The sequence below is a fragment of the Streptomyces sp. DSM 118878 genome (genome assembly GCF_052936595.1).
This window is the reverse complement of record NZ_CP193622.1, coordinates 944350-970396: the sequence shown is the minus strand read 5'-3', so window position 1 is coordinate 970396 and position 26047 is coordinate 944350. Positions and strand designations below refer to the sequence as shown.

General features: G+C 70.0%; 3 protein-coding genes and 2 pseudogenes. 2 read left to right on the top strand and 3 right to left on the bottom strand.

Going from position 1 to position 26047, the window contains the following annotated elements; all coding sequences use genetic code 11:
* Nucleotides 1-124 precede the first annotated feature (124 nt).
* Nucleotides 125-5965 (bottom strand): annotated as a pseudogene (locus tag ACRAKF_RS03975) (type I polyketide synthase); the annotation flags it as partial.
* Nucleotides 5966-6006: 41 nt separating this feature from the next.
* Nucleotides 6007-19518, bottom strand: a complete 13512-nt coding sequence (locus ACRAKF_RS03970; RefSeq protein ID WP_447041797.1) for a beta-ketoacyl synthase N-terminal-like domain-containing protein — start codon at nt 19516-19518, stop codon at nt 6007-6009.
* 1060 nt (nt 19519-20578) lie between these two features.
* On the opposite strand from ACRAKF_RS03970, the gene ACRAKF_RS03965 reads away from it, so the two are divergent.
* On the top strand, nt 20579-21373 hold the full coding sequence (locus ACRAKF_RS03965; protein ID WP_447035397.1) for a methyltransferase domain-containing protein: 795 nt from the start codon (nt 20579-20581) through the stop codon (nt 21371-21373).
* A gap of 84 nt (nt 21374-21457) precedes the next feature.
* Nucleotides 21458-24577 (top strand): annotated as a pseudogene (locus tag ACRAKF_RS03960) (beta-ketoacyl synthase N-terminal-like domain-containing protein); the annotation flags it as partial.
* Nucleotides 24578-24674: 97 nt separating this feature from the next.
* Here ACRAKF_RS03960 and ACRAKF_RS03955 read toward each other — a convergent pair.
* On the bottom strand, nt 24675-25919 hold the full coding sequence (locus ACRAKF_RS03955) for a Rieske 2Fe-2S domain-containing protein (protein ID WP_447035396.1): 1245 nt from the start codon (nt 25917-25919) through the stop codon (nt 24675-24677).
* Nucleotides 25920-26047 lie beyond the last annotated feature (128 nt).

The following is a 26047-nucleotide window of genomic DNA, read 5'->3' as shown; positions in this document are numbered from 1 at the left end:
GGGGCGGCATGGGTGCCGGTGCGGCACGGGTGTCGATGTGTGCGGAATGGGAGTCGGCGCGGAACGCGGAGTCAGCCGACCGCCGCGCTCAGAACGTGGCGTCGAGCCAGCAGTCCACCGACTCGGCGGTTGCGGCGGCGTGTTCCTGCATGATGGTGAAGTGATCGCCGGCGACATCCTGGGCGATGTGCGGCAGTTCCCAGGAAGGCCGCCACTCTTCCCCGGACGAGGTGTCCGACATCGCGTCGGCGACCCGGTCGACACCGCGGAGGCACAGCGTGGGCGCGGAGATCTCCTTCGGCGCGTAGTTGGAGAAGAGCCGCAGGTAGCAGCCCATCGCGGTGAGCCGCACATCGTCCATGCGGAGCCCGTAGACCCGCTCCGTCTCGAACATGCCGTTGGCGAGCTCCCGGGCGACGGGCACGATGGCCGCGCTGCCGTACGTGTAGGTGTCGATGAGCACCACGGCGGCCGGTGGCGTCCCCCTGGCTTCGAGGTGACCGGCGAGCGCGTGCGCGACCAGCCCGCCGCCGGAGTGCCCGACGAGCACGAACGGTGCGTCCCCGGCGCACTCCAGGGTGAGCTGGGCCTCGAAGTCCAGCAGCGCGGTCATGGACGCCGGGGTGTTCTCACCCGCGGTGAACCCGGGCAGGGGAAGGAACCACATGTCCCGTACGCCACGGAAGTACGACGCGAAGCGCGCGTACTGGTTGGGGCTGGCCACGGCGGCCACGGTGGGCAGGCAGAACAGGCTCGGCCGCACCGCCCCGCGCGCCAGGCGCATCGGGCGCGGCGCCGGTCCCATCTCCGCCACCGAGGCGAACCCGGGACGGAAGTAGGACGCCGCCCGCATGAGCTGCATGGCCCGTGGCACCTCGTCGATGTCGTGCGCGCGCCGGAACAGCGCGGCCAGCGAGTGCGGCCCGATCCCGGCGGCCTCCGTGGCCTCCGTAGCCTCTGCGGCATCCGCCGCCTCCGCGGCCTCTGGAGACTGCGCAACGCCCGGCGCCGCTGTGCCGTTCATCGCCGCGGCCGCCGGTCGCGCGCCGCCGCCCACCGGGTCCGCGCCGCCCGGCTCGGCCCGCGGGCCGGGGATGTTCAGCGTGGCCCGCAGGTGGCGGGCCATCGCCGAGGGGGTGGCGTGGTCGAACAGCAGCGTCGCCGGCAGCCGCAGACCGGTGTCTTTCGCCAGCCGCTTGCACAGGTCCAGCGCCGTCAGCGAGTCGAAGCCCGCCTCCAGGAATTCCTGCCCCGCAGTGATCGCCTCATGGGACGAGTGGCCGAGGGCGGCCGCGGCGTGGGTGCGGACCAGGTCGAGCAGGGCCGCGCTCTGCTCGGCGTCGGCCAGCGCGGCCAACTGGTGCCGGAGCCGGGCCGGTGCGTCATCGTGCTCGGTGCCCGCGCGGGCGCTCCCGGCCCGCGCCGCGTCGACGACTTCCGGGATGTCGGCGATCAGCCGGCTGGGGCGGACGGAGGTGAACGCCTCGGAGAAGCGCCCCCAGTCCATGTCGGTGACCGTCACGAACGTCTCGTCGTGGTCGAGCGCCTGCCGCAGGGCGGCGACGGCCAGTTGCGGGTCCATCGCCCGCACCCCCCGGCGGGACAGCCGCTCAGCGGACACCGCCTCCGCCGCCATACCGTCGCCCGCCCAGGCTCCCCAGGCGATGGACGTAGCGGTGAGCCCGATGCCGCGCCGAAGATGTGCCAGCGCGTCCAGGAAGGCGTTCGCGGCAGCGTATCCGCACTGATCGCCCCCGCCCCACACGCCCGCTCCGGAGGAGAACAGGACGAAGGCCGACAACGGCGTGTCCCGTGTCAACTCGTGCAGGTGCCACGCCGCCCCGGCCTTCGGCCGGACGGCATCCGCGAGACCGTCGACCGTGGCCGCGGCCACCGACGCGTAACTCCCCACGCCCGCCGCGTGGATGACGGCCGTGAGGGGGTGCTCGGCGGGAATGTCCGCCAGCAGCCCGGCGAGGGCCTCGCGGTCGGTGGTGTCGCAGGCGGCGATGGTGACCCGGGCGCCGAGGGCGGTGAGTTCGGCGCGGAGCTCACCGGCGCCCGGAGCATCAGGGCCGCGGCGGCCGGCCAGCAGCAGGTGACAGGCGCCGTCGGCGGCGAGCGCACGGGCGACGTGCGAGCCGAGGGCGCCGGTGCCACCGGTGATGAGCACCGTGCCCTCCCGGTGCCAGGACCCGCGCGCCGGCCGGTCGGGCAGCGGGGCGCGGGTCAGCCGGGCGGCGAGGACGCCCTCGGCTCGTACGGCCAGTTGGTCCTCGTCGCTCCACGGGTGGGTGGCGCTGACGCCGGTGGTGGCGTGGCGCAGCGCGGCGGTGAGGTGGGGGAGAGGAAGGGAGGTGGAGGCGGGGAGGTCGATGAGGCCGCCCCAGCGGTCGGAGTGCTCCAGCGCCACGACCCGGCCGAGGCCCCAGACCATGGCGTGACCGGGCTGGGTCAGGGCGTCGGCCGGGTCGGTGGACACGGCGCCGGTGGTCACGCACCACAACCGGCCGGCGACATGGGCGTCGCCCAGGGCTTGGACCAGGGTGAGGGTCGCGGCCGTGCCTGCGGGCACGGTCGGCTCGGCGGACGACGGTCCCTCGGCCACCGCGAGCAGGGAGAGCACACCGGTGATGTCCTGTTCGGCGGCCATGGCCCGCAGTTGCTCGGACAGTGCCTCCCGGTCGACGGCATCCGCGTCGACCCGAGCCACGCGCGTGGCCACGCCGAGACCGTCCAGCGCCTGAAGGCATGCGGTCACCGCCGGGCCGTCGGCTTGGCCCGTGGGAACGACCACCAACCAGCCGCCGTCGGCCGCGGGAGCCTCCAGCGCGTCGGTGGTGGGCGCGGTGGGCGCGATGGGCGTCGGCAGGAGCTTCCAGGTGACGGCGTAACGCCAGGCGTCGACGGCGGACCGCTCCCGCTGCTGCCGGTGCCACGCGGACAGTACGGGAAGTACGGCGTCCAGGCCGGCCCGCCGCTCGGCGTCCTCCAGGGACAGCGCCTCCGCGACAGCGGCCAGGTCCTGCCGTTCGACCGCCTCCCAGAACTGGGCCTTCGCCCCGCTCTCGGCCACCACCGGCCCCGTACCCGCCGCCGCGGTCGTGGCCGTGGCCGTGGCTTGCCCCGCCAACCAGTACCGCTCGCGCTGGAACGGATACGTGGGCAGCTCCACCCGCCGCCCCCCGGCCCCGTCGAACAGGCGGCTCCACGCCACGGGCAGCCCGTGCGCGTACGCCTCGGCGATCGAGGCCAGGAATCGGCCCGGCCCCTCCTCACCGCGCCGCAGGGTGCCGACGACGATGGGCTGAACGGCATCGGTATCCGGACGGGAATCGGCCCCGGAGTGAGCCGCGGCCGTGAGGACGTCGTGGATCGCGTGTGTGAGAACGGGGTGCGGGCTGACCTCGACGTAGGTCCGGTGACCTGACGCGTCGAGGGCGCGCAGAGCGTCGTCGAAGCGGACGGGTTGGCGGAGGTTGTCGTACCAGTATCCGGCGTCCATGACGGGTTCGGTGACCCACTGGCCGGTGACGGTGGAGAGCAGCCCGACGGCGGGTGCGGCCGGAGTGACCGAGACGGCACGGAGGTCGGTTTCGACTGCTTCGACGTGGGGGCTGTGGGAGGCGTAGTCGACGGGGATGCGGCGGGCGCGGATCTTGTGTTCGGTGCAGTGGGTGAGGAGTTGGTCGATGGTGTGGGGGTCGCCGGAGACGATGACGTTGTGGGGTCCGTTGACGGCGGCGATGGAGAGCTGTCCGGGCCAGGCGGTGAGGTGGTGGCGGGTCTGTTCTTCGGAGAGGGTCACCGAGGCCATGGCGCCTTGGCCGGCGAGTTGGGCGAGGGCTTGGCTGCGCAGGGCGATGGTGGTGGCGGCGTCGGTGAGGGTGAGGGCTCCGGCGATGTGGGCGGCGGCGATTTCTCCCTGGCTGTGGCCGATGACGGCATCGGGGTGGATGCCGCAGGCCTGCCACATGCGGGCCAGTGCCACCATGACCGCGAACAGCACCGGTTGCACGACATCCACCCGCTCCAGCCCCGGGGCGTCGGCGGTTTGGCGGAGCACGTCGGTCAGGGACCAGTCGACGTGGGGTGTGAGGGCTTGTTCGCAGGCGGCGATCTGCTGGGCGAAGACGGGTGAGGTGTCCAGGAGATCGGCTGCCATGCCCGCCCATTGCGAGCCCTGGCCGGGGAAGACGAAGACGGTTTTGCCGGTGTCGTGGGTGACGCCGGTGATGACCTTTGCTGCTGGTTCGCCGGAGGCCAGCGAATGGAGGCCGCCGAGGAGTTCGTCGCGGTTTCGGCCCAGTACGATGCCGCGGTGGTTGAAGCGGGTGCGGGTGGTGGCAAGGGACCGGCCGACGTCGAGTGGTTCCAGTTCGGTACGGTCGCGCAGGTGTGTCTGGAGGCGGGTTGCCTGCTCGCGCAGTGCGTTCTCGCCCTTTCCGGAAAGTAGCCAGGGCACCACCACGGGCCTCAGTACCACGGGCTCCGAATCCTGGTCGTTGGCCGCGTGGGGCTCTTCGGTCTCCGGCTCGGTGCCTGGCTCGGCGGGCGCCTCGGTGCTGGGCTGAGGTGCTACGGGAGGTTCTTCGAGGATGAGGTGGGCGTTGGTGCCGCTGATGCCGAAGGAGGAGACGGCTGCGCGGCGGGGGTGGTCGGTGCGGGGCCAGGGTTGGGGCTCGGTGAGGAGGGACACTGCCCCGCTGGTCCAGTCGACGTGTGGGGTGGGTTCGTCGATGTGCAGGGTCTGGGGCAGGGTTTCGTGCCGCAGTGCCATGATCATTTTGATGACGCCGGCTACGCCTGCTGCGGCTTGGGTGTGGCCGATGTTGGACTTGAGTGATCCGAGCCATAGGGGGTTGTCTGTGGTGCGGTGTTGGCCGTAGGTGGCCAGGAGTGCTTGGGCTTCGATGGGGTCGCCGAGGGTGGTGCCGGTGCCGTGGGCTTCGACGGCGTCGATGTCGGTGGGGGTGAGGTGGGCGTTGGTGAGGGCTTGGTGGATGACGCGTTGTTGGGCGGGGCCGTTGGGTGCGGTGAGTCCGTTGCTGGCGCCGTCTTGATTGGTGGCGCTGCCGCGTACGAGGGCGAGGATGGGGTGGCCGTTGCGCTGGGCTTGTGACAGTGGTTCGAGGAGGAGCATGCCGGCACCCTCGGCCCACCCCGTGCCGTCCGCGCCGGCCGCGAACGCCCGGCACCGCCCATCCGGTGACAGCCCCCGATGCCGACTGAACTCCACCAGACCGAACGGTGTGGACATCACTGTGACGCCACCGGCCAGAGCCATGGAGCACTCACCGGTGCGCAATGCCTGGCAGGCCAGGTGCACGGCCACGAGGGAGGAAGAGCAGGCGGTGTCGATGGTGACGGCCGGGCCTTCCAGCCCCAGAGCGTAGGACAGCCGACCGGAAGCGACACTTCCGGCGGTTCCATTGCCCACATAGCCCTTGAGGTCTTCCGGAACGATCTCCGCCCGTGCGGCGTAGTCGTGGTAGATCACGCCGGCGAACACACCCGTGGTGGTGCCTTTGAGCTGGGTCGGATCGATTTCCGCCCGCTCGATCGCCTCCCAGGCGGTCTCCAGCAGCAGTCGTTGCTGCGGGTCCATCGCCAGCGCCTCGCGCGGCGAGATCCCGAAGAAGCCCGCGTCGAAGTCGGCCGCTTCATGCAGGAACCCGCCCTCGCGGACGTACAGCGTGCCCGGGTGGTCGGGGTCCGGGTCGTACAGCTCCGCCAGATCCCAGCCGCGGTCTGTCGGGAACCTCGCGATGGCGTCGGTGCCCGTCGCGACCAGGTCCCACAACGCCTCCGGAGACGCCGCTCCCCCGGGGAAGCGGCAGGCCGTCCCCACGACAGCGATCGGCTCCTGGTGCCTCGACTCGGCCTGCACAAGGCGCTGCCGCGTCTCGTGGAGGTCGGCCGTCACCCACTTGAGATACTCCACGAGCCGTTCTTCATCCGCCATCTGCAATCAACCCCACTCCGCGTGTCAGTAGCTCTTCGGGATCAGCTGGTGGTGCGACCGAGCTGTTTGTCGATGAATTCCAGAACCTCGGTTGCAGACGCCGCGTGGATCCTTTCGGATACGGCACTGACGTGAGCTTTTTCCTGTTGGCCGATCAATTTCGTGAGAATTCCTTGCAGTCGCGTACTCACCGTCGTCCGGTCCTCTTCCGCGTTGAGTGACGTCGCGGCTTCTTCCAGCGCGTCGAGCTGATCGAGCAGCCGTACGGCAGGGCTCTCGGCCTCCGGGAAGAGTTGGGTGTGGAGGTGGTGGGTGAGGGTGGTGGGGGTGGGGTGGTCGAAGAGGAGGGTGGCGGGGAGTTGGAGTCCGGTGGTGGTGGTGAGTCGGTTGCGGAGTTCGATGGCGGTGAGGGAGTCGAAGCCTGTTTCGGTGAAGGCGCGGTCTTTGTCGATGGCTTCGGGGTGGGGGTGGCCGAGTACGGCTGCGGCGTGGGTGCGGATGTGGTGGAGGAGTGTGGTGAGGCGTTGGGTGGTGGTGAGGCCGTTGAGGGTGTGCTGGATGGTGGTGCCGGTGCCGGTGCCGGTGCCGGTGCTGGTGTTGCGGTTGTTGGGGTGTTTGGTGTGGGTGGTGGTGAGGTTTTGGAGGAGTGGGGGGAGGGTGTTGGTGGTGGCTTGGTGGTGGAGGGTGGTGTGGTTGAGGTGGATGGGGATGAGGTGGGGGTGTGGTGTGGTGTGGGCGGTGTCGAGGAGGTGGAGTCCTTGGTGGTCGGTGAGGGGGTGGATGCCGGAGCGGTTGATGCGTTGGTGGTTGGTGGTGTCGAGGTGTTGGGTGAGTTGGCTGGTGGTGGCCCAGAGTCCCCAGGCGAGGGAGTGGGCGGGTTGGTGGGTGGTGTGGCGGTGGTGGGCGAGGGTGTCGAGGAAGGTGTTGGCGGTGGCGTAGTTGGCTTGGCCGGGTGCGCCGAAGGTGGCGGCGGAGGAGGAGTAGAGGGTGAAGTGGGTGAGGTCGATGTCGCGGGTGAGGTGGTGGAGGTTGAGGGCGGTGTCGACTTTGGTGCGCAGGACGGTGGTGAGGCGTTGGGGGGTGAGGCTGGTGAGGATGCCGTCGTCGAGGGTGCCGGCGGTGTGGTAGACGGCGGTGAGGGGGTGTTCGGCGGGGATGGTGTCGAGTGCGTGGGTGAGTGCGGTGGGGTCGGCGGTGTCGCAGGCGGTGATGGTGACGTGGGCGCCGTGGTGGGTGAGGTCGGTGTGGAGGTCTGTGGCGCCGGGGGCGTTGGGGCCTTGGCGGCTGAGGAGGAGGAGGTGGCGGGCGCCGTGCTGGGTGACGAGGTGGCGGGCGAGGAGTGAGCCGAGGGTTCCGGTGCCGCCGGTGATGAGTACTGTGCCGTGCGGGTCGGGTGCGGGGGGCGGGGGCAGTGTGAGGACGATTTTGCCGGTGTGGCGGGCCTGGCTGAGATACCGGAAGGCGTGAATGCCTTGGCGCACGTCCCACGTGGTCAGGGGGAGCGGCTGGAGCGCTCCGGTCTCAAACAGTGTGAGTACTTCGGTGAGCATGTTGTTCAGTCGTTGCGGTTCTACATCGCCGAGTTCGAAGGCGTGGTAGTTGACGCCGGGGTGGGTCTGGGCGATCTGGTGGGGGTCACGGAGGTCGGTCTTGCCCATTTCGAGGAAGTGGCCGCCGTGGGGGAGGGTGTCGAGTGAGGCGTCGATGAAGTCGTGGGTGAGGGCGTTGAGGACGGTGTCGACGCCGTGGTGGTGGGTGGTGGTGAGGATGTGGTGGCGGAAGTCGAGGGTGCGGGAGGAGGCGATGTGGTCGTCGTCCAGGCCCATGGCGCGCAGGGTGTCCCATTTGGTGGGGTGGGCGGTGGCGTAGACCTCGGCTCCGAGGTGGTGGGCGAGTTGGATGGCTGCCATGCCGACGCCGCCGGTTCCGGCGTGGATGAGGATGGTCTGGCCGGGGTGGAGGTCGGCGAGGTCGATTAGGGCGTAGTAGGCGGTGAGGAAGACGACGGGGATGGCGGCTGCTTGCTGGTAGGTCAGGTGGTCGGGGATGGGTGCGAGTGATGTGCGGTGGGTGATGGCGGTGGGTCCGAAGGCGCCGGGGATGAGGCCCATGACGCGGTCGCCGGGGGAGAGGTCGGTGACGTCGGGTGCTGTTTCTACGACGGTGCCTGCGCCTTCGACGCCGATGGGTCCGGCGTTGGGGATCATGTTGAGGGTGTTGAGGACGTCGCGGAAGTTGAGTCCTGCGGCTCGTACTGCGATCCGGACCTGTCCGGAGGTCAGGGGTTGGGTGGCTTCGGGGAAGGGGATGAGGGTGAGGTTGTCCAGGGATCCCTTGTCGGGGCAGTCCAGTCGCCAGTGTGTGCGGTCGGTGGGTGGGGTGAGTGTGGGGGTTTGGGATGTGCGTTGGAGTCGTGGTGCGAGGAGGGTGTTGGTGCGGAGGGCGAGTTGGGGTTCTCCGGTGGTGAGTGCGGTGGTGATGGCTTGGGTGGGGGGTGTGGTGGTGTCGAGGTCGATGAGGTGGAAGCGGTGGGGGTGTTCGGCTTGGGCGGTGCGGATCATGCCCCAGATGGGGGCGTGGGCGAGGTCGGGTGCGGGGTCGTGGGGGGCGGTGGTGAGGGCGTGCTGGGTGACGATGATCAGGGGGGTGTCGGAGAGGCGGGGTTCGGCCAGCCATGCCTGGACCCATGCCAGAAGCCGTTGGGCGACGGTGTGTACGTCTCGTGCGGTTTCCTGGGCCGCCGCGATCGCCTTGGATGGAGGCTGAACACCACTGCTGCCAGTACTGCTATCGCCACTGCCGGCACCGGTACTGCTATCGCTGGTGCTGGGGTGGTGTTCGTTGTCGGTGTGCCAGTGGTGGACGTTGAGGATGGCGGTGCGGGGTGGGGTCGTGCCGGTGTCCAGGGAGTGGATCAGGGCTGTCAGGTCGTCGTGGGTGTCGACAGGGACACCGGCGGTGGTCAGTGCGGCGGCGACGCCCAACGGATCGGCATCCACCACAGCCCAACGCTCACCCTCGGCGACACAGGCGGCCGGTGATTCCGTGGCGAGCGCCGTCCACTCGATCCCATAAAGATGGTCTTCCGAAGCGACCGGGCGGGCCGCCTGCAACTGTTCGTAGGTCACTGGACGGCTGACCAGATTGCCGACGGTGATCACGGGGGCGCCGCTGCCATCGGTGATCGCGAGCGCCACTGCGTCCGGCGCGGTGGGCGTCACCCGTACGCGCAGAGCGCTCGCACCAGTGGCATGCAGGGTCACGTGCTGCCAGGAGAACGGAAGCCGACTGTCCTGCCCGTCCGCGGATGCCTCTGCCGGAGTCGTCAGAGCGGTGGCCTGCACGGCAGCGTCGAACAGGGCGGGGTGTACACCGAAGCGGTCAGCGTGCCGCGCCTGTTCCGCGGGCAGCGCGACCTCGGCGAAGACCTCGTCGCCAAGTCGCCAGGCAGCGCGGAGGCCTTGGAAGGCGGGGCCGTACTGGTAGCCGTGACGGTCGAGTTGGTCGTAGAGATCGGTGATGGTGAGCGGCTCCGCCCCGGGCGGCGGCCATGTCGCGTTCTGCGGCGCTCCGGTGGGGGCGTCCGTTGGGGCCTCGGTGGATGCGGCCTCTTTGGCGAGGATGCCGGTGGCCTGGCAGGTCCAGGACGAGTGCTCATCAGAAGCCTCGTCGTGGGGTGGGGTGGTGCGTGAGTGGATGGTGAGGGTGCGTCGTTGGTTGGTGTCGGGTGGGTTGATGGTGAGTTGGAGTTGGGTGTCGGTGTGGTGGGGGAGGGTGAGGGGGGTGTGGAGGGTGAGTTCTTCGAGGTGGGGGTGGTCTGTGTGGGTGGCGGCGTGGAGGGCGAGTTCGACGAGGGCGGTGCCGGGGAGGAGGACGGTGTCCATGACGGCGTGGTCGGCGAGCCAGGGGTGGGTGGTGAGGGAGAGGCGTGCGGTGTAGATGTGGGTGTGGGTGTCGGCGAGTTGGACGGTGGCGCCGAGGAGGGGGTGGGTGGTGGTGTGCAGTCCTGCGGCGGTGACGTCGCCGGTGGGGGCCGGGGTGTCGAGCCAGTACCGCTGGCGTTGGAAGGGGTAGGTCGGCAGGTCGACCCGGCGGGAGGCGGCGCCGGCGAGTACGGGCTGCCATGTGACGGGCAGGCCGTGGGTGTGGGCCTCGGCGAGGGAGGCCAGGAACCGGCGGGGGCCGTCCTCGTCCCGGCGCAGGGTGCCCATCACGACGGGCTGAGTGGCCCTCCCACCCCCGTTCGCACCGGCTGGTTCGGCCCCGTGGGCCGTCGAGTCGGCTGTGTCGTCGGCGGTGTCGTGGGTGTCGTGGGTGTCGTGGATGGTGTGGGTGAGGACGGGGTGGGGGCTGGTTTCGATGTAGGTGTGGTGGCCTTGGGTGGTGAGGGTGTTCAGGGCCTGGTGGAAGTGGACGGGTTGGCGGAGGTTGTCGTACCAGTATCCGGCGTCCATGACGGGCTCGGTGATCCACTGGCCGGTGACGGTGGACAGGAGAGGGATGCGGGGTGCGGCGGGGGTGAGGTGGGCCAGGCTCTCGCGGATCTGGGTTTCGACTGCTTCGACGTGGGGGCTGTGGGAGGCGTAGTCGACGGGGATGCGGCGGGCGCGGATCTTGTGCTGGGTGCAGTGGGTGAGGAGTTGGTCGATGGTGTGGGGGTCGCCGGAGACGATGACGTTGTGGGGTCCGTTGACGGCGGCGATGGAGAGTTGTCCGGGCCAGGTGGTGAGGTGGTGGCGGGTTTGTTCTTCGGAGAGGGTCACCGAGGCCATGGCGCCTTGGCCGGCGAGTTGGGCGAGGGCTTGGCTGCGCAGGGCGATGGTGGTGGCGGCGTCGGTGAGGGTGAGGGCTCCGGCGATGTGGGCGGCGGCGATTTCTCCCTGGCTGTGGCCGATGACGGCATCAGGGTGGATACCGCAGGCCTGCCACATGCGGGCCAGTGCCACCATGACCGCGAACAGCACCGGTTGCACGACATCCACCCGCTCCAGCCCCGGAGCATCAGGGGCCTGGCGGAGTACGCCGGTCAGGGACCAGTCCACATGCGGGGCCAACGCCTCCTCGCAGGCGGCGATCTGCCCGGCGAACACCGGCGAGGCATCCAGCAGATCGGCCGCCATACCCGCCCACTGCGAACCCTGGCCGGGGAAGACGAAGACGGTTTTGCCGAGGGGGCCGACGGCCCCGGTGATGACCTGCGCTGCTGGTTCGCCGGAGGCCAGCGAATGGAGGCCGCCGAGGAGTTCGTCGCGGTTTCGGCCCAGTACGATGCCGCGGTGGTTGAAGCGGGTGCGGGTGGTGGCAAGGGACCGGCCGACGTCGAGTGGTTCCAGTTCGGTACGGTCGCGCAAGTGCGCCTGGAGGCGGGTCGCTTGCTCGCGAAGCGCGTTCTCGCCCTTTCCGGAGAGCAGCCAGGGCACTACCACGGGCCTCAGCACCACGGGCTCCGAACCCTGATCGTTGGCTGTGTCGGCACCCTCGATCCCGGGCCCGGCGGGCTCCTCGGCGCTGGGCTGAGGCGGCGCTGCGGGAGGTTCTTCGAGTACGAGGTGGGCGTTGGTGCCGCTGACGCCGAAGGAGGAGACGGCCGCGCGGCGGGGGTGGTCGGTGCGCGGCCAGGGCTGGGGTTCGGTCAGCAGTGACACTGCCCCGCTGGTCCAGTCGACGTGTGGGGTGGGTTCGTCGATGTGCAGGGTCTGGGGCAGGGTTTCGTGCCGCAGTGCCATGATCATTTTGATGACGCCGGCTACGCCTGCTGCGGCTTGGGTGTGGCCGATGTTGGACTTGAGTGATCCGAGCCATAGGGGGTTGTCTATGGTGCGGTGTTGGCCGTAGGTGGCCAGGAGTGCTTGGGCTTCGATGGGGTCGCCGAGGGTGGTGCCGGTGCCGTGGGCTTCGACGGCGTCGATGTCGGTGGGGGTGAGGTGGGCGTTGGTGAGGGCTTGGTGGATGACGCGTTGTTGGGCGGGGCCGTTGGGTGCGGTGAGTCCGTTGCTGGCGCCGTCTTGATTGGTGGCGCTGCCGCGTACGAGGGCGAGGATGGGGTGGCCGTTGCGCTGGGCTTGTGACAGTGGTTCGAGGAGGAGCATGCCGGCGCCCTCGGACCATCCCGTGCCGTCCGCGTCGGCCGCGAACGCCCTGCACCGCCCATCCGGTGACAGCGCCCGTTGCCGACTGAACTCCACCAGACCGAGCGGTGTGGACATCACTGTGACGCCGCCGGCCAGGGCCATGGAGCACTCTCCGGACCTCAGGGCCTGACAGGCCAGGTGCACGGCCACGAGGGAGGAAGAGCAGGCGGTGTCGATGGTGACGGCCGGGCCTTCGATACCGAGGGTGTACGCAACGCGGCCGGAGGCGATGCTGCCGGATGTGCCGCTTCCCACATAGCCTTCGAGCTCTTCGGGAATGGTCTGCATTCGTGCGGCGTAGTCGTGGTAGATCACGCCGGCGAACACGCCCGTGTGGGTGCCTTTGAGCTGGGTCGGATCGATTTCCGCCCGCTCGATCGCCTCCCAGGCGGTCTCCAGCAGCAGTCGTTGCTGGGGGTCCATCGCCAGCGCCTCGCGCGGCGAGATCCCGAAGAAGGTCGGGTCGAAGTCGGCCGCGTCGTGCAGGAATCCGCCCCCGCGAATGTAGAAAGTGCCGGGCTTCTCGGGGTCGGGGTCGTAGAGCTTGCCGATGTCCCAGCCTCGGTCGGTCGGGTATTCGCCGATCGCGTCGGTGCCCGCCGCGACCAGATCCCACAACGCCTCCGGAGAAGTAGCCCCTTCTGGGAAACGGCATGCCATTCCCACCACCGCGATCGGCTCCTGTGCCGACACGGCGGGGCTCTGCGTCGACGGGGCCGCCACCTCGCACTTGTCGCCCAGGAGTTGGGTGTGGAGGTGGTGGGTGAGGGTGGTGGGGGTGGGGTGGTCGAAGAGGAGGGTGGCGGGGAGTTGGAGTCCGGTGGTGGTGGTGAGTCGGTTGCGGAGTTCGATGGCGGTGAGGGAGTCGAAGCCTGTTTCGGTGAAGGCGCGGTCTTTGTCGATGGCTTCGGGGTGGGGGTGGCCGAGTACGGCTGCGGCGTGGGTGCGGATGTGGTGGAGGAGTGTGGTGAGGCGTTGGGTGGTGGTGAGGCCGTTGAGGGTGTGCTGGATGGTGGTGTTGTTGCCGGTGCCGGTGCCGGTGCCGGTGCCGGTGCCGGTGCTCGTGTTGCGGTTGTTGGGGTGTTTGGTGTGGGTGGTGGTGAGGTTTTGGAGGAGTGGGGGGAGGGTGTTGGTGGTGGCTTGGTGGTGGAGGGTGGTGTGGTTGAGGTGGATGGGGATGAGGTGGGGGTGTGGTGTGGTGTGGGCGGTGTCGAGGAGGTGGAGTCCTTGGTGGTCGGTGAGGGGGTGGATGCCGGAGCGGTTGATGCGTTGGTGGTTGGTGGTGTCGAGGTGTTGGGTGAGTTGGCTGGTGGTGGCCCAGAGTCCCCAGGCGAGGGAATGGGCGGGTTGGTGGGTGGTGTGGCGGTGGTGGGCGAGGGTGTCGAGGAAGGTGTTGGCGGTGGCGTAGTTGGCTTGGCCGGGTGCGCCGAAGGTGGCGGCGGAGGAGGAGTAGAGGGTGAAGTGGGTGAGGTCGATGTCGCGGGTGAGGTGGTGGAGGTTGAGGGCGGTGTCGACTTTGGTGCGCAGGACGGTGGTGAGGCGTTGGGGGGTGAGGCTGGTGAGGATGCCGTCGTCGAGGGTGCCGGCGGTGTGGTAGACGGCGGTGAGGGGGTGTTCGGCGGGGATGGTGTCGAGTGCGTGGGTGAGTGCGGTGGGGTCGGCGGTGTCGCAGGCGGTGATGGTGACGTGGGCGCCGTGGTGGGTGAGGTCGGTGTGGAGGTCTGTGGCGCCGGGGGCGTTGGGGCCTTGGCGGCTGAGGAGGAGGAGGTGGCGGGCGCCGTGCTGGGTGACGAGGTGGCGGGCGAGGAGTGAGCCGAGGGTTCCGGTGCCGCCGGTGATGAGTACTGTGCCGTGCGGGTCGGGTGCGGGGGGCGGGGGCAGTGTGAGGACGATTTTGCCGGTGTGGCGGGCCTGGCTGAGATACCGGAAGGCGTGAATGCCTTGGCGCACGTCCCACGTGGTCAGGGGGAGCGGCTGGAGCGCTCCGGTCTCAAACAGTGTGAGTACTTCGGTGAGCATGTTGTTCAGTCGTTGCGGTTCTACATCGCCGAGTTCGAAGGCGTGGTAGTTGACGCCGGGGTGGGTCTGGGCGATCTGGTGGGGGTCACGGAGGTCGGTCTTGCCCATTTCGAGGAAGTGGCCGCCGTGGGGGAGGGTGTCGAGTGAGGCGTCGATGAAGTCGTGGGTGAGGGCGTTGAGGACGGTGTCGACGCCGTGGTGGTGGGTGGTGGTGAGGATGTGGTGGCGGAAGTCGAGGGTGCGGGAGGAGGCGATGTGGTCGTCGTCCAGGCCCATGGCGCGCAGGGTGTCCCATTTGGTGGGGTGGGCGGTGGCGTAGACCTCGGCTCCGAGGTGGTGGGCGAGTTGGATGGCTGCCATGCCGACGCCGCCGGTTCCGGCGTGGATGAGGATGGTCTGGCCGGGGTGGAGGTCGGCGAGGTCGATTAGGGCGTAGTAGGCGGTGAGGAAGACGACGGGGATGGCGGCTGCTTGCTGGTAGGTCAGGTGGTCGGGGATGGGTGCGAGTGATGTGCGGTGGGTGATGGCGGTGGGTCCGAAGGCGCCGGGGATGAGGCCCATGACGCGGTCGCCGGGGGAGAGGTCGGTGACGTCGGGTGCTGTTTCTACGACGGTGCCTGCGCCTTCGACGCCGATGGGTCCGGCGTTGGGGATCATGTTGAGGGTGTTGAGGACGTCGCGGAAGTTGAGTCCTGCGGCTCGTACTGCGATCCGGACCTGTCCGGAGGTCAGGGGTTGGGTGGCTTCGGGGAAGGGGATGAGGGCGAGGTTGTCCAGGGATCCCTTGTCGGGGCAGTCCAGTCGCCAGTGTGTGCCGTCGGTGGGTGGGGTGAGTGTGGGGGTTTGGGAGGTGCGTTGGAGTCGTGGTGCGAGGAGGGTGTTGGTGCGGAGGGCGAGTTGGGGTTCTCCGGTGGTGAGTGCGGTGGTGAGTGCGGTGGTGATGGCTTGGGTGGGGGGTGTGGTGGTGTCGAGGTCGATGAGGTGGAAGCGGTGGGGGTGTTCGGCTTGGGCGGTGCGGATCATGCCCCAGATGGGGGCGTGGGCGAGGTCGGGTGCGGGGTCGTGGGGGGCGGTGGTGAGGGCGTGCTGGGTGACGATGATCAGGGGGGTGTCGGAGAGGCGGGGTTCGGCCAGCCATGCCTGGACCCATGCCAGGAGCCGTTGGGCGACGGTGTGTACGTCTCGTGCGGTTTCCTGGGCCGCCGCGATTGCCTTGGACGGAGGCTGAACACCACTGCCGGCACTGTCACCGCCAACGCAGGCACCGCCACTGCCGGTACTGCTATCGCTGGTGCTGGTGGGGTGATGTTCGTTGTCGGTGTGCCAGTGGTGGACGTTGAGGATGGCGGTGCGGGGTGGGGTCGTGCCGGTGTCCAGGGAGTGGATCAGGGCTGTCAGGTCGTCGTGGGTGTCGACAGGGACACCGGCGGTGGTCAGCGCGGCGGCGACGCCCAACGGATCGGCATCCACCACAGCCCAACGCTCACCCTCAGCGACACGGGCGGCCGGTGGGTCCAGGACCTCGGTCCATTCCACGTGGTACAGATGGTCGCCGCCGACCGGACGAGCTGCCTCCAACTGGGCATAGTTGATCGGGCGAGTGACCAGGCGCCCGATGGTGGCCACGGGGGCGTTGGTGAGATCTGTGATGGACACGGCCACGGCATCCGGGCCGCGGGGAGTCACCCGTACCCGCAAGGCGGAGGCGCCCGTGGCATGGACGGTGACATGTTCCCAGGAGAACGGCAGCCGCCCGCGGCTCGCGTCTTCCGGCGACTCACCTTCGTCCACGACGGTGAAACTGACGGCGTGCAAGGCGGCGTCGAAGAGGGCAGGGTGCAGGGTGTAGCGGCCGGCCTCATGCGCGTGGCTCTCGGGAAGCGCCACCTCGGCGAAGATCTCGTCACCGTCACGCCAGGCAGCGGTCAGGCCCTGGAAGGCGGGGCCGTAGGCGAAGTCGCGGCTGGCCAAGCGCTGGTAGAAGTCATCGGTCGGTAGCCGCTGGGCACTAGTGGGAAGCCAGGGCCCGTCGCCACCCGCGTCGGATGCGGGCTCATCGGCGTTGTCCGCGGCCAGGATTCCGGTGGCATGCTGACGCCAACCAGTGTCCTGCGCCGTGTCCCCATCCGCTTCATCGTGGGGTGGGGTGGTGCGTGAGTGGATGGTGAGGGTGCGTCGTTGGTTGGTATCGGGTGGGTTGATGGTGAGTTGGAGTTGGGTGTCGGTGTGGTGGGGGAGGACGAGGGGGGTGTGGAGGGTGAGTTCTTCGAGGTGGGGGTGGTCTGTGTGGGTGGCGGCGTGGAGGGCGAGTTCGACGAGGGCGGTACCGGGGAGGAGGACGGTGTCCATGACGGCGTGGTCGGCGAGCCAGGGGTGGGTGGTGAGAGAGAGGCGTGCGGTGTAGATGTGGGTGTGGGTGTCGGCGAGTTGGACGGTGGCGCCGAGGAGGGGGTGGGTGGTGGTGTGCAGTCCTGCGGCGGTGACGTCGCCGGTGGGGGCCGGGGCGTCGAGCCAGTACCGCTGGCGTTGGAAGGGGTAGGTCGGCAGCTCGACCCGGCGGGAGGTGGCGCCGGTGAGTACGGCCTGCCAGGTGACGGGCAGGCCGTGGGTGTGGGCCTCGGCGAGGGAGGCCAGGAAACGGCGGGGGCCGTCCTCATCGCGGCGTAGCGTGCCCAGTACCACCGGTGAGACAGTCCCCCCGGCACTCTCCGCCCTCTCGGCCCCCACAGCACCGGACCCGCCGCCCGCACCCGTATCCACACCCGCACTGCCACCCGCGCCATCGCCAACGGCGTCGGTGCCGCCACCGGTGGCGGTGTCGTGGGTGTCGTGGATGGTGTGGGTGAGGACGGGGTGGGGGCTGGTTTCGATGTAGGTGTGGTGGCCTTCGGCGGTGAGAGTGCACAGGGCCTGGTGGAAGTGGACGGGCCGGCGGAGGTTGTCGTACCAGTATCCGGCGTCCATGACGGGCTCGGTGATCCACTGGCCCGTCACGGTGGACAGGAGAGGAATACTGGGTGCGGCCGGAGTGAGATGGGCCAGGCTCTCACGGATCTCGCCTTCGACTGCTTCGACATGGGCGCTGTGGGAGGCGTAGTCGACGGGGATACGGCGGGCGCGGATCTTGTGTTCGGTGCAGTGGGTGAGGAGTTGGTCGATGGTGTGGGGGTCGCCGGAGACGATGACGTTGCGGGGTCCGTTGACGGCGGCGATGGACAGTTGTCCGGGCCAGGTGGTGAGGTGGTGGCGGGTCTGTTCTTCGGAGAGGGTCACCGAGCACATGGCGCCTTGGCCGGCGAGTTGGGCGAGGGCTTGGCTGCGCAGGGCGATGGTGGTGGCGGCGTCGGTGAGGGTGAGGGCTCCGGCGATGTGGGCGGCGGCGATTTCTCCCTGGCTGTGGCCGATGACGGCGTCGGGGTGGATGCCGCAGGCCTGCCACATGCGGGCCAGTGCCACCATGACGGCGAACAGCACGGGTTGTACGACATCCACCCGCTCCAGCCCCGGAGCATCAGCAGCCTGGCGGAGCACGCCGGTCAGGGACCAGTCCACATGCGGGGCCAACGCCTCCTCACAAGCGGCGATCTGCCCGGCGAACACCGGCGAGGCATCCAGCAGGTCGGCCGCCATACCCGCCCACTGCGAACCCTGACCAGGAAAGACGAACACCGACTTGCCCGCCAGCCCGGTGGCGACGCCGGTGACCACGTGTGCGGAAGGGACGCGGGCGGCCAACTGCTCAAGCCCGGCGAGCAGTGTCGCCCGGTCGCGGCCGAGGACCACCGCACGGTGTTCGAACGGCGTCCGAGTGGTGGTGAGGGACCAGCCGACATCGCGCGGAGCCAGCTCCGGGCGGTCGTTCACATGGTTCCGCAGGCGCGCCGCCTGTTCCCGGAGCGCGCCCTCGTCACGTCCCGAGACCAACCACGGGATGGTCTCCGCCTCCAATACCGGCTTGGGCTCCGCATCGCCGCCCCGGGCGGGCGGTGTCTGGCCCGCGGCCCGACTGCCGGGTGCCGGGGGCTGTTCGATGATGATGTGGGCGTTGGTGCCGCTGACGCCGAACGAGGAGACGCCGGCGCGGCGCGGCCGGTCCGCGGCGGGCCACGGCCGCGCCTCGGCGAGCAGGTCGAGGGCTCCGGTGGACCAGTCGACGTGCGGGGTGGGCGCGTCCACGTGCAGGGTCCTGGGCAGGGTCTCGTTGCGCAGGGCCATGACCATCTTGATGATGCCCGCCACCCCTGCGGCGGCCTGGGTGTGGCCGATGTTCGACTTCACCGACCCGAGCCACAGGGGTCGTTCGGCGGACCGGTCCCTGCCGTACGTGGCCAGCAGGGCCTGGGCCTCGATGGGGTCGCCGAGAGTCGTGCCGGTGCCATGGGCCTCCACCGCGTCGATGTCGGCCGCCGTGAGCCCGGCGTTGGCCAGGGCCTGGCGGATCACCCGTTGCTGGGCGGGGCCGTTCGGCGCGGTCAGGCCACTGCTGGCCCCATCCTGGTTGACGGCACTACCGCGTACCAGGGCCAGTACCGGGCGGCCGTCGCGCTGGGCCTGGGACAGCGGCTGAAGGAGCAGCATGCCCGCGCCCTCGGCCCACCCCGTACCGTCCGCGCCCGCCGCGAACGCCTTGCACCGCCCGTCCGAGGCCAGTCCCCGCTGCCGGCTGAACTCGACGAATCGGAACGGCGCGGCCATCACCGTCGCCCCACCCGCCAGGGCCATGGAGCACTCCCCGTTGCGCAGGGCCTGGCAGGCCAGGTGCAGCGCCACCAGTGACGACGAGCACGCCGTGTCGACCGTGAGTGCCGGACCCTCCAGACCCAGGGTGTACGCCACCCGGCCCGACGCGACGCTGCTCGCGCTGCCGGTTCCGAGGTAGCCCTCAAGGCCGTCCGGTACGTCATGGAGCCGTGCGGCGTAGTCGTGGCCCGCGTAGCCGACGAAGGTTCCCGTCCGGCTGCCCTTGAGGGTGACCGGGGAGATACCGGCTCGTTCGATGGCCTCCCAGGCCGTCTCCAGCAGCAGCCGCTGCTGCGGGTCGGTGGCCAGTGCCTCGCGCGGTGAGATGCCGAAGAAGGCGGCGTCGAACTCGGTCGCGTCGTGGAGGAAACCGCCCTCACGGACATAGGACGTGCCCGGGTGGTCCGGGTCCGGGTCGTACAGTCCCGCGAGGTCCCAGCCGCGGTCGACCGGGAACCCCGAGATGGCGTCCCGGCCCGCGGCCAGGAGCTCCCAGAACGACTCCGGGGACGCCGCTTCGCCCGGGAAGCGGCAGGACATGCCCACGATGGCGATCGGCTCCGCGGACGCGGCGATCAGGTTCTGGTTTGTGCGTCGAAGCCTTTCGATCTCTCTGAGGGATGCCCGGAGGGCTTCGGCGACCTTCTCGTCAGCTGAAGTCACCACGATGTGAATTCCCTCTCCATGTGAGAAACAGAAGGCTTCAGACGCCATGCCGGTAGGGCACGCGGCGCGCAAGAAATCGGCACGTCGACCTGGTCTCGCGATGACGTCACGCGGGGCTTCTATTCTTTCCGTACTGCCCCCGCGTATTCGCCGTACGCGAGACGCGCACCGCACTATGCCGAAACTGTCGCCGGGCGAGGTCGCTCGATCCCCGAAAAACCGCTCATCATGTGCCGGTCATTTTCCGCGTTTCGGCCGCACCTCGGTGCCGAGGCATGAAGATGCCGCAGAACCCCAGAGACGCTTATCAGATTGGCCGTGTGAGAGCGCCTTCGCAAGTCCTCTATCCGGTAGAAAAATTCCGGCATTCGTACGCATGTGGCAACACTGGGAAGAATGAATTCGATTGTGAATCGTAAATGATCGATTGAGGCAGCGGATGACCGAATGAGGTGGTGGGTGATAGGCGGGTGTGCAGGGGTGAACAGATGTGCACCGTTCCGATGCCGATAAATGGGCGCTCCGCACGGGTTCGGGGAAGGGGAAGTAGGGGACCCACAAAGGGCGGATAAGGGTTGAGGTCCTCGACCGCGATGGATAAGGTGAATCCCTGTATGGTCTGTGAGCACGTGGCGTCGGCGCATGACGGGGCCTGACAACGTGTGGGATCTCGTGATACCGGCCATAAGGCCCGATGGGCCTGCTCGCAAAGGAAAACATTCCTCTCGTGGACTTCCCGTGAAGTCCGGGCCGAAAGGCCTCTGCCGATCTCAGACGTCTTCACCGACGCGTCCACCGGCGCGTTCACCGGCGCGTTCACCAGCGCGTCCAAACGGTGCTTCCGCCGGAACGACGTGCCGGAACGACGTGCCGGGAATGACGTGCCGGGAATGACGTGCCGGAACGACGTGCCGGGGCATCGTGCCGGAACACGCTTTCGTACGGTGCGCAGTCCGCGACGGTTCTCCCGGCCCGCCCGCGAGCTTCCCCGGTACGGCCGGCCCCAAGGGCAGCTGAGCTGTCCCGCCCCAGAACAGTGTGAACACAGGAGGGCTCGATGACGGACACGGACTTTCCCACCGGCCACGAAGTCGGTGTGCTGTACGACCAGATCCACCCCTTCGCCGATCGGCTCTTCGTCGGGCAGAACATGCACTTCGGCTACTGGTCGGGCCCCGAGGACCAGAGCACCGCCCAGGAAGCCCAGGACCGGCTCACCGACATGATGACCGAACGCGTGCGGCTCACCCCCGCCGGCCGGTTTCTCGACATCGGATGTGGCCTGGGGGGCCCGACCCTGCGCTACGCCCGGGCCACGGGAGCCCACGTCACGGGCGTCACGGTCAGTTCCTGCCAGGTGGCTGCATGCGAGGAGCAGGCGCGCGCCGAAGGGCTCGAGGACCGGGCGGAGTTCCACCTCGCGGACGCCACCGACAGACTGCCGTTCGACGACGAATCGTTCGACGCCGCCTGGGCGCTGGAGAGCTTCCCGCACATGGACCGGGCCGCCGCACTGCGGGAGATCGCCCGCACGCTCCGTCCCGGCGCCCGGTTGGCCCTGACGGACTTCCTCCGGCCCGAGGAGAACACCGAGAACCTCACCGGCATGCTGGAGGACGTGCGACAGCAGTGGATGATCACGCTGGTCAGCCACGACGAACTGCTGTCGCTGCTGGAGGCGGCCGGATTCGATGTCGAGGAGAGCCTCGACATCAACGCGAACACGGCCCGCAACGGGGAGATGCTCGCCCGGCAGCTGAGCGAGACCTACGGCGAGCAGGTGATGGAGGACCTCCCGGGAGCGGGTGATGTCCCCGGGACGTACGTGCTGCTCACCGCCAGGAAGCGTTGAGAGGTCATCCCCCTGCGGCGTGGACCGCGGCGCGGACTGCGGCGCGGACTCAACTCGCGACAAAAGCTAAGGAGTTCAGAGGCGATGGTGCAGGAAACCGGCGCGGTGGCTCCCGTACTGTGGATGCTCCGGGCGGCCGGCAAGGACGCCCTGGCGGCCAGAGCGGGCTCCCTGCGGCAGTACCTGGCGACCCGGACCGACTGGCGGCCCGCGGACGTGGGCCGCACGCTCGCCGGGGCCACGCTCGACGGATCGGCCTCGGACGGGATGACGCGCGCGGCGCTGGTCGCGGAGGACCGCGACGGCTTCCTGGAGCGGCTGGCGGCTCTCGCCGAGGGGCGCGGGGCGCTCGGCCTGGTCGAGGGCCGGGGCACCGCGGGCCCGATCGCCTTCGTCTTCCCCGGCCAGGGCGCCCAGTGGCCCGGCATGGCCCGCGAACTGCTCCACGCCGCACCGGAGTTCCGTGACCGGATGGACGACTGCGCCCAGGCGCTGGAACCGTTCATCGACTGGTCGCTCATGGACGCGGTACGCGGCGACCCCGGCGCACCCGGCCTGGACCGCGCGGATGTCGTGCAGCCCGCCCTGTTCGCCGTGATGGTGTCCCTGGCCGCGTTGTGGGAGGGCCACGGTGTGCGGCCTGACGCGGTCCTCGGCCACAGCGTGGGCGAGGTCACGGCCGCCGCCGTCTCCGGCGCCCTGTCGCTGGAGGACTCCGCGCGCGTGGTGGCGCTCTGGAGCCAGGCGCAGGCGACGCTCGCGGGGCGCGGCGAGATGGTCTCCGTGCTGGCCTCGGTGGACGAGGTGGAGCCCCGGCTGGCGCGCTGGGAAGGCGGCCTGGTCATCGCCGCGGTCAACGGCCCCCGGTCGCTGATCGTCTCCGGAGACGCCGACGCCGCGGCGGAGCTGCTGACGGACCTCACCGCGACCGGAGTGCGCGCCCGCACGATCACCGTGGGGCTCGCGGCGCACTCCCCGCACATCGACGAGATCCTTCCGCGCTTGCGCACGGACCTGGCACCCATCCGGCCGCGCCCCGCATCCCTCCCGTACTACTCCGCACTGGCCGGAGACCTGCTCCCGGACCCTCGGCTCGACGCCGACTACTGGTGCCGCAACCTGCGCGGCACCGTGCGGTTCGAGGAGGCCGCCCGGGCCCTGCTGCGCGCCGGGTACGGGGTGCTGCTGGAGGTCAGCCCGCACACCGTCCTGACCTCCGCCCTCCAGGCCGGCGTCGAAGCGGCCCGCAGCGACGCCCTCGTCTGCGGAACGCTGCGCCGGGACCAAGGCGGCCACGCCCGATTCCTCACCTCGCTCGGGGAACTGTGCGCCCACGGTGTCACCCCCGACTGGGAGCGGGTGTTCGCCGCACACCCCGGGCCCGGGACGGAACCGCCGCTGGACCTCACGGCCTTGAGCGCGTACGACCCGGTGACCGCCGGAGTCCCGCTGCGGGACCGGCTGGCCGGACTGCCGGTCGGCGAGCAGCGCGCGGAGCTGCTGGCACTGGTGGGCCGCGAGGTCGCGGCGGTGCTGGGGAACCCCGGCGCGGTGAGCGCCGACCGGGCGTCAGTCCCCTTCCTCGAACTGGGCGTCGACTCCGTGACAGCGGTGGAGCTGCGCCATCGGATCGTCGCGGCGACGAGCGCCCCGTTCCCCGCCACGGTGGTCTTCGACCACCCGACGCCCGCCGCGCTCGCGGAGTTCCTGCGCACCGAGCTCACCGGCGCCCCCCAGACCCCCGCCTACCCGGCGGCGGCCCAGGCCGGCACCCCGCAGGACCCCGCCGAACCGGTGGCGATCGTAGGCATGGCATGCCGCTATCCCGGCGGCGTCGCCAGCCCCGACGAGCTGTGGCGGCTGGTGTCCGACGGCATCGACGCCGTCACGGCGTTCCCGGCCAACCGTGGCTGGGACATCGCCGGCGCGTACGACCCGGAGCCGAGCGTCCCGGCCCGCTACTACCAGCGCGAAGCCGGTTTCCTCCACGATGTCGATCAGTTCGACGCCAGGTTCTTCGGCATCTCGCCGCGCGAGGCGCTGGCGATGGACCCCCAGCAGCGGCTGCTCCTCGAAACGGCGTGGGAGGCCGTCGAACGGGCGGCCATCGAGGTGCCTTCGCTGCGCGGCAGCCGGACCGGAGTGTTCATCGGCGCGATGACCATGGACTACGGTCCCCGCCTGGACGAGGGCGCCGAATCCGCCGGCCACCTGCTGACCGGCAACACCGGCAGCGTCGCCTCCGGGCGGCTGGCCTACACCCTGGGCCTGGAGGGTGCGGCGATCACCGTGGACACCGCCTGCTCCTCCTCACTGGTCGCCCTGCACCTGGCCGTTCAGGCCCTCCGGCACGGCGAATGCGGGCTCGCGCTCGCCGGAGGCGCGACGGTCATGTCCACGCTGGGCATGTTCGTGGAGTTCTCCCGGCAGCGGGCACTGGCCCCCGACGGCCGGTGCAAGGCGTTCGCCGCCTCGGCCGACGGCTTCGGTCTCGCCGAGGGCGCGGGCATCCTGCTGCTGGAACGGCTGTCGGACGCCCGGCGCAACGGACACCCCGTGCTCGCGGTCGTCCGCGGATCAGCGGTCAACCAGGATGGCGCGAGCAACGGCCTCTCGGCACCCAACGGGCCATCGCAACAACGCGTCATCCGGGAGGCACTGGCCAACGCGGGAGTGGAGCCGGCCGAGGTGGACGCCGTGGAGGCGCACGGGACCGGCACCAAGCTCGGCGACCCGATCGAGGCCCAGGCCCTGTTGGCTGCCTACGGACAGGGCCGCCCCGCCGACCGGCCGCTCTGGCTCGGATCGCTGAAGTCCAATCTCGGCCACACCCAGGCCGCCGCCGGTGTGGCAGGCGTGATCAAGATGGTGCAGGCCATCCGCCACGGAGTGCTGCCCCAGACCCTGCACATCGACGAGCCCTCCCCCTACGTGGACTGGTCGTCCGGGGCCCTCAGGCTGCTCGGCGAACCGAGGCCCTGGCCGTGCCACGGCCGCCCCCGTAGGGCGGGCGTGTCGTCCTTCGGCATCAGCGGCACCAACGCGCACGTGATCCTGGAGCAGGCCCCACCGCAGCCCACCACCCCCACGGCCGGGAAGGAGGCCCCGCCCGCGGTGCTCACCCCGTCACTCGTGCCATGGCTGCTCTCCGCCAAGACCGAGGAGGCGCTGCGCGAACAGGCGCGCCGACTCCTCAGCGCCCTGCTGTCCGATGCCGCGCCGGGTGCCGGAGCACCTCACCCCAGCACCCGGCCCTGATCCGCCGCCGCCCGAGCCGACGCGCGGCGGATCACCGTACGGTTCAGCGGTCCCCCGGCTCGGCGGACACGTCCCGGCAGCGGCGGGGAGGCGCCGGCTGCTCCGGGGCCGTCGGCAATGGTTGCTCCGGGGCCGCCGGTAATGGTTGCTCCGGGGCCGCCGGTAATGGCTGCTCCGGGGCCGCCGGTAATGGCTGCGCAGAGGCGCGTTCGGCGGCCCCCGCTGAAGCCCCCGAGGAAGCCCCCGCGGCCCTCCGCTCGCGTACGTCCCGCGCCGCTCCCCGGTGGGCATCGGCGTGCCCCCGCCCGGCGTCGTCCAGCCTCCAGAACTGCTGCGCCCAGCGCCGCATCAGCATGATGGGCCCATCACCCGCGGCGATCTTCGGAAGGGCGGTGGGCCGCCGGTTCTCCCAGATCAGGTAGTCCTGCTTCACCTGCCTCTTGGTGACGAGGCTGACCAGGTGGGAGAGGGCGGGTGCGAGCGCGGCTCCCGCCCGCGAACCGATCCTCGCGGACGTCGTCAGCCTGAGCCGCACCCGACCTGGTTCCTCCGGGGTGAGCGCCGCGGCCTGCGCCAGTTGCAGGTCGAACGCCGGAACCGACACCACCGAGGAGACGAGCCCGACGCCGCTGCACGTGAACTCCGCGCTGCCGCGCAGCTCTTCGAGGAACCGGAGCCGGTGCAGGTACCTCTCCTTGAAGAACCCCAGTTCCCCGACGCCCGTGAGGTCCACCGAGACCCTCATGTACGGGCCGTCGGGGACCGTCGAGACCAGATTGACCGCCGTGTTGTGCACGGGCCCGAAGTGCCCGGTGTCGACGAGGTTCTCGACCAGGTCCTCCGGATTGCCGGCCGAGGCGATCTGGAACGCGGTGGGTTTGGTGAATCCGTCGGTGGGGAGCCGCACGGGCTCCCAGGTCGGCGGTGCACCACCGGCGTGACGCCAGGCGAAGATCAGGCCGTTGGCCTCGAAGGTGGGGATGAGGGCCAGCGAGGCCCGGGGCGGCGGCTTCCCGTACGGCGTACGCACACAGTCGCCCGAAGGACCGAACGCGAAGTGGTGGAAGGGGCAGACGATGTCCTCCCCGGCGACCAGCCCGCCGTGCCCGAGGTGGGCCCCCAGGTGTGGACAGTACGGGCGGGTGGCGCGCAGCAGGCCGCCTCCGGTGCGGTAGACGACGACATCCTCACCCGCGAGCCGCCCGGTGAAGACCCGGCCGGTCGGCACCTCGTCGCTGCACGCGACGGGGAACCAGCCGTTGGGATAGCGATCTGTCTCAGTGGACATCGTGTTGCTCATTCCCTTCTGGCTTCTCGTACGTTCTGGTTTCTCGTACGTTCTGGCTTTTCGTACGTCGATCAGCGCGCACGCATGGGGGGTTGGCGGTCCTGCGCGGACCGCCTTGCGTACGCGCC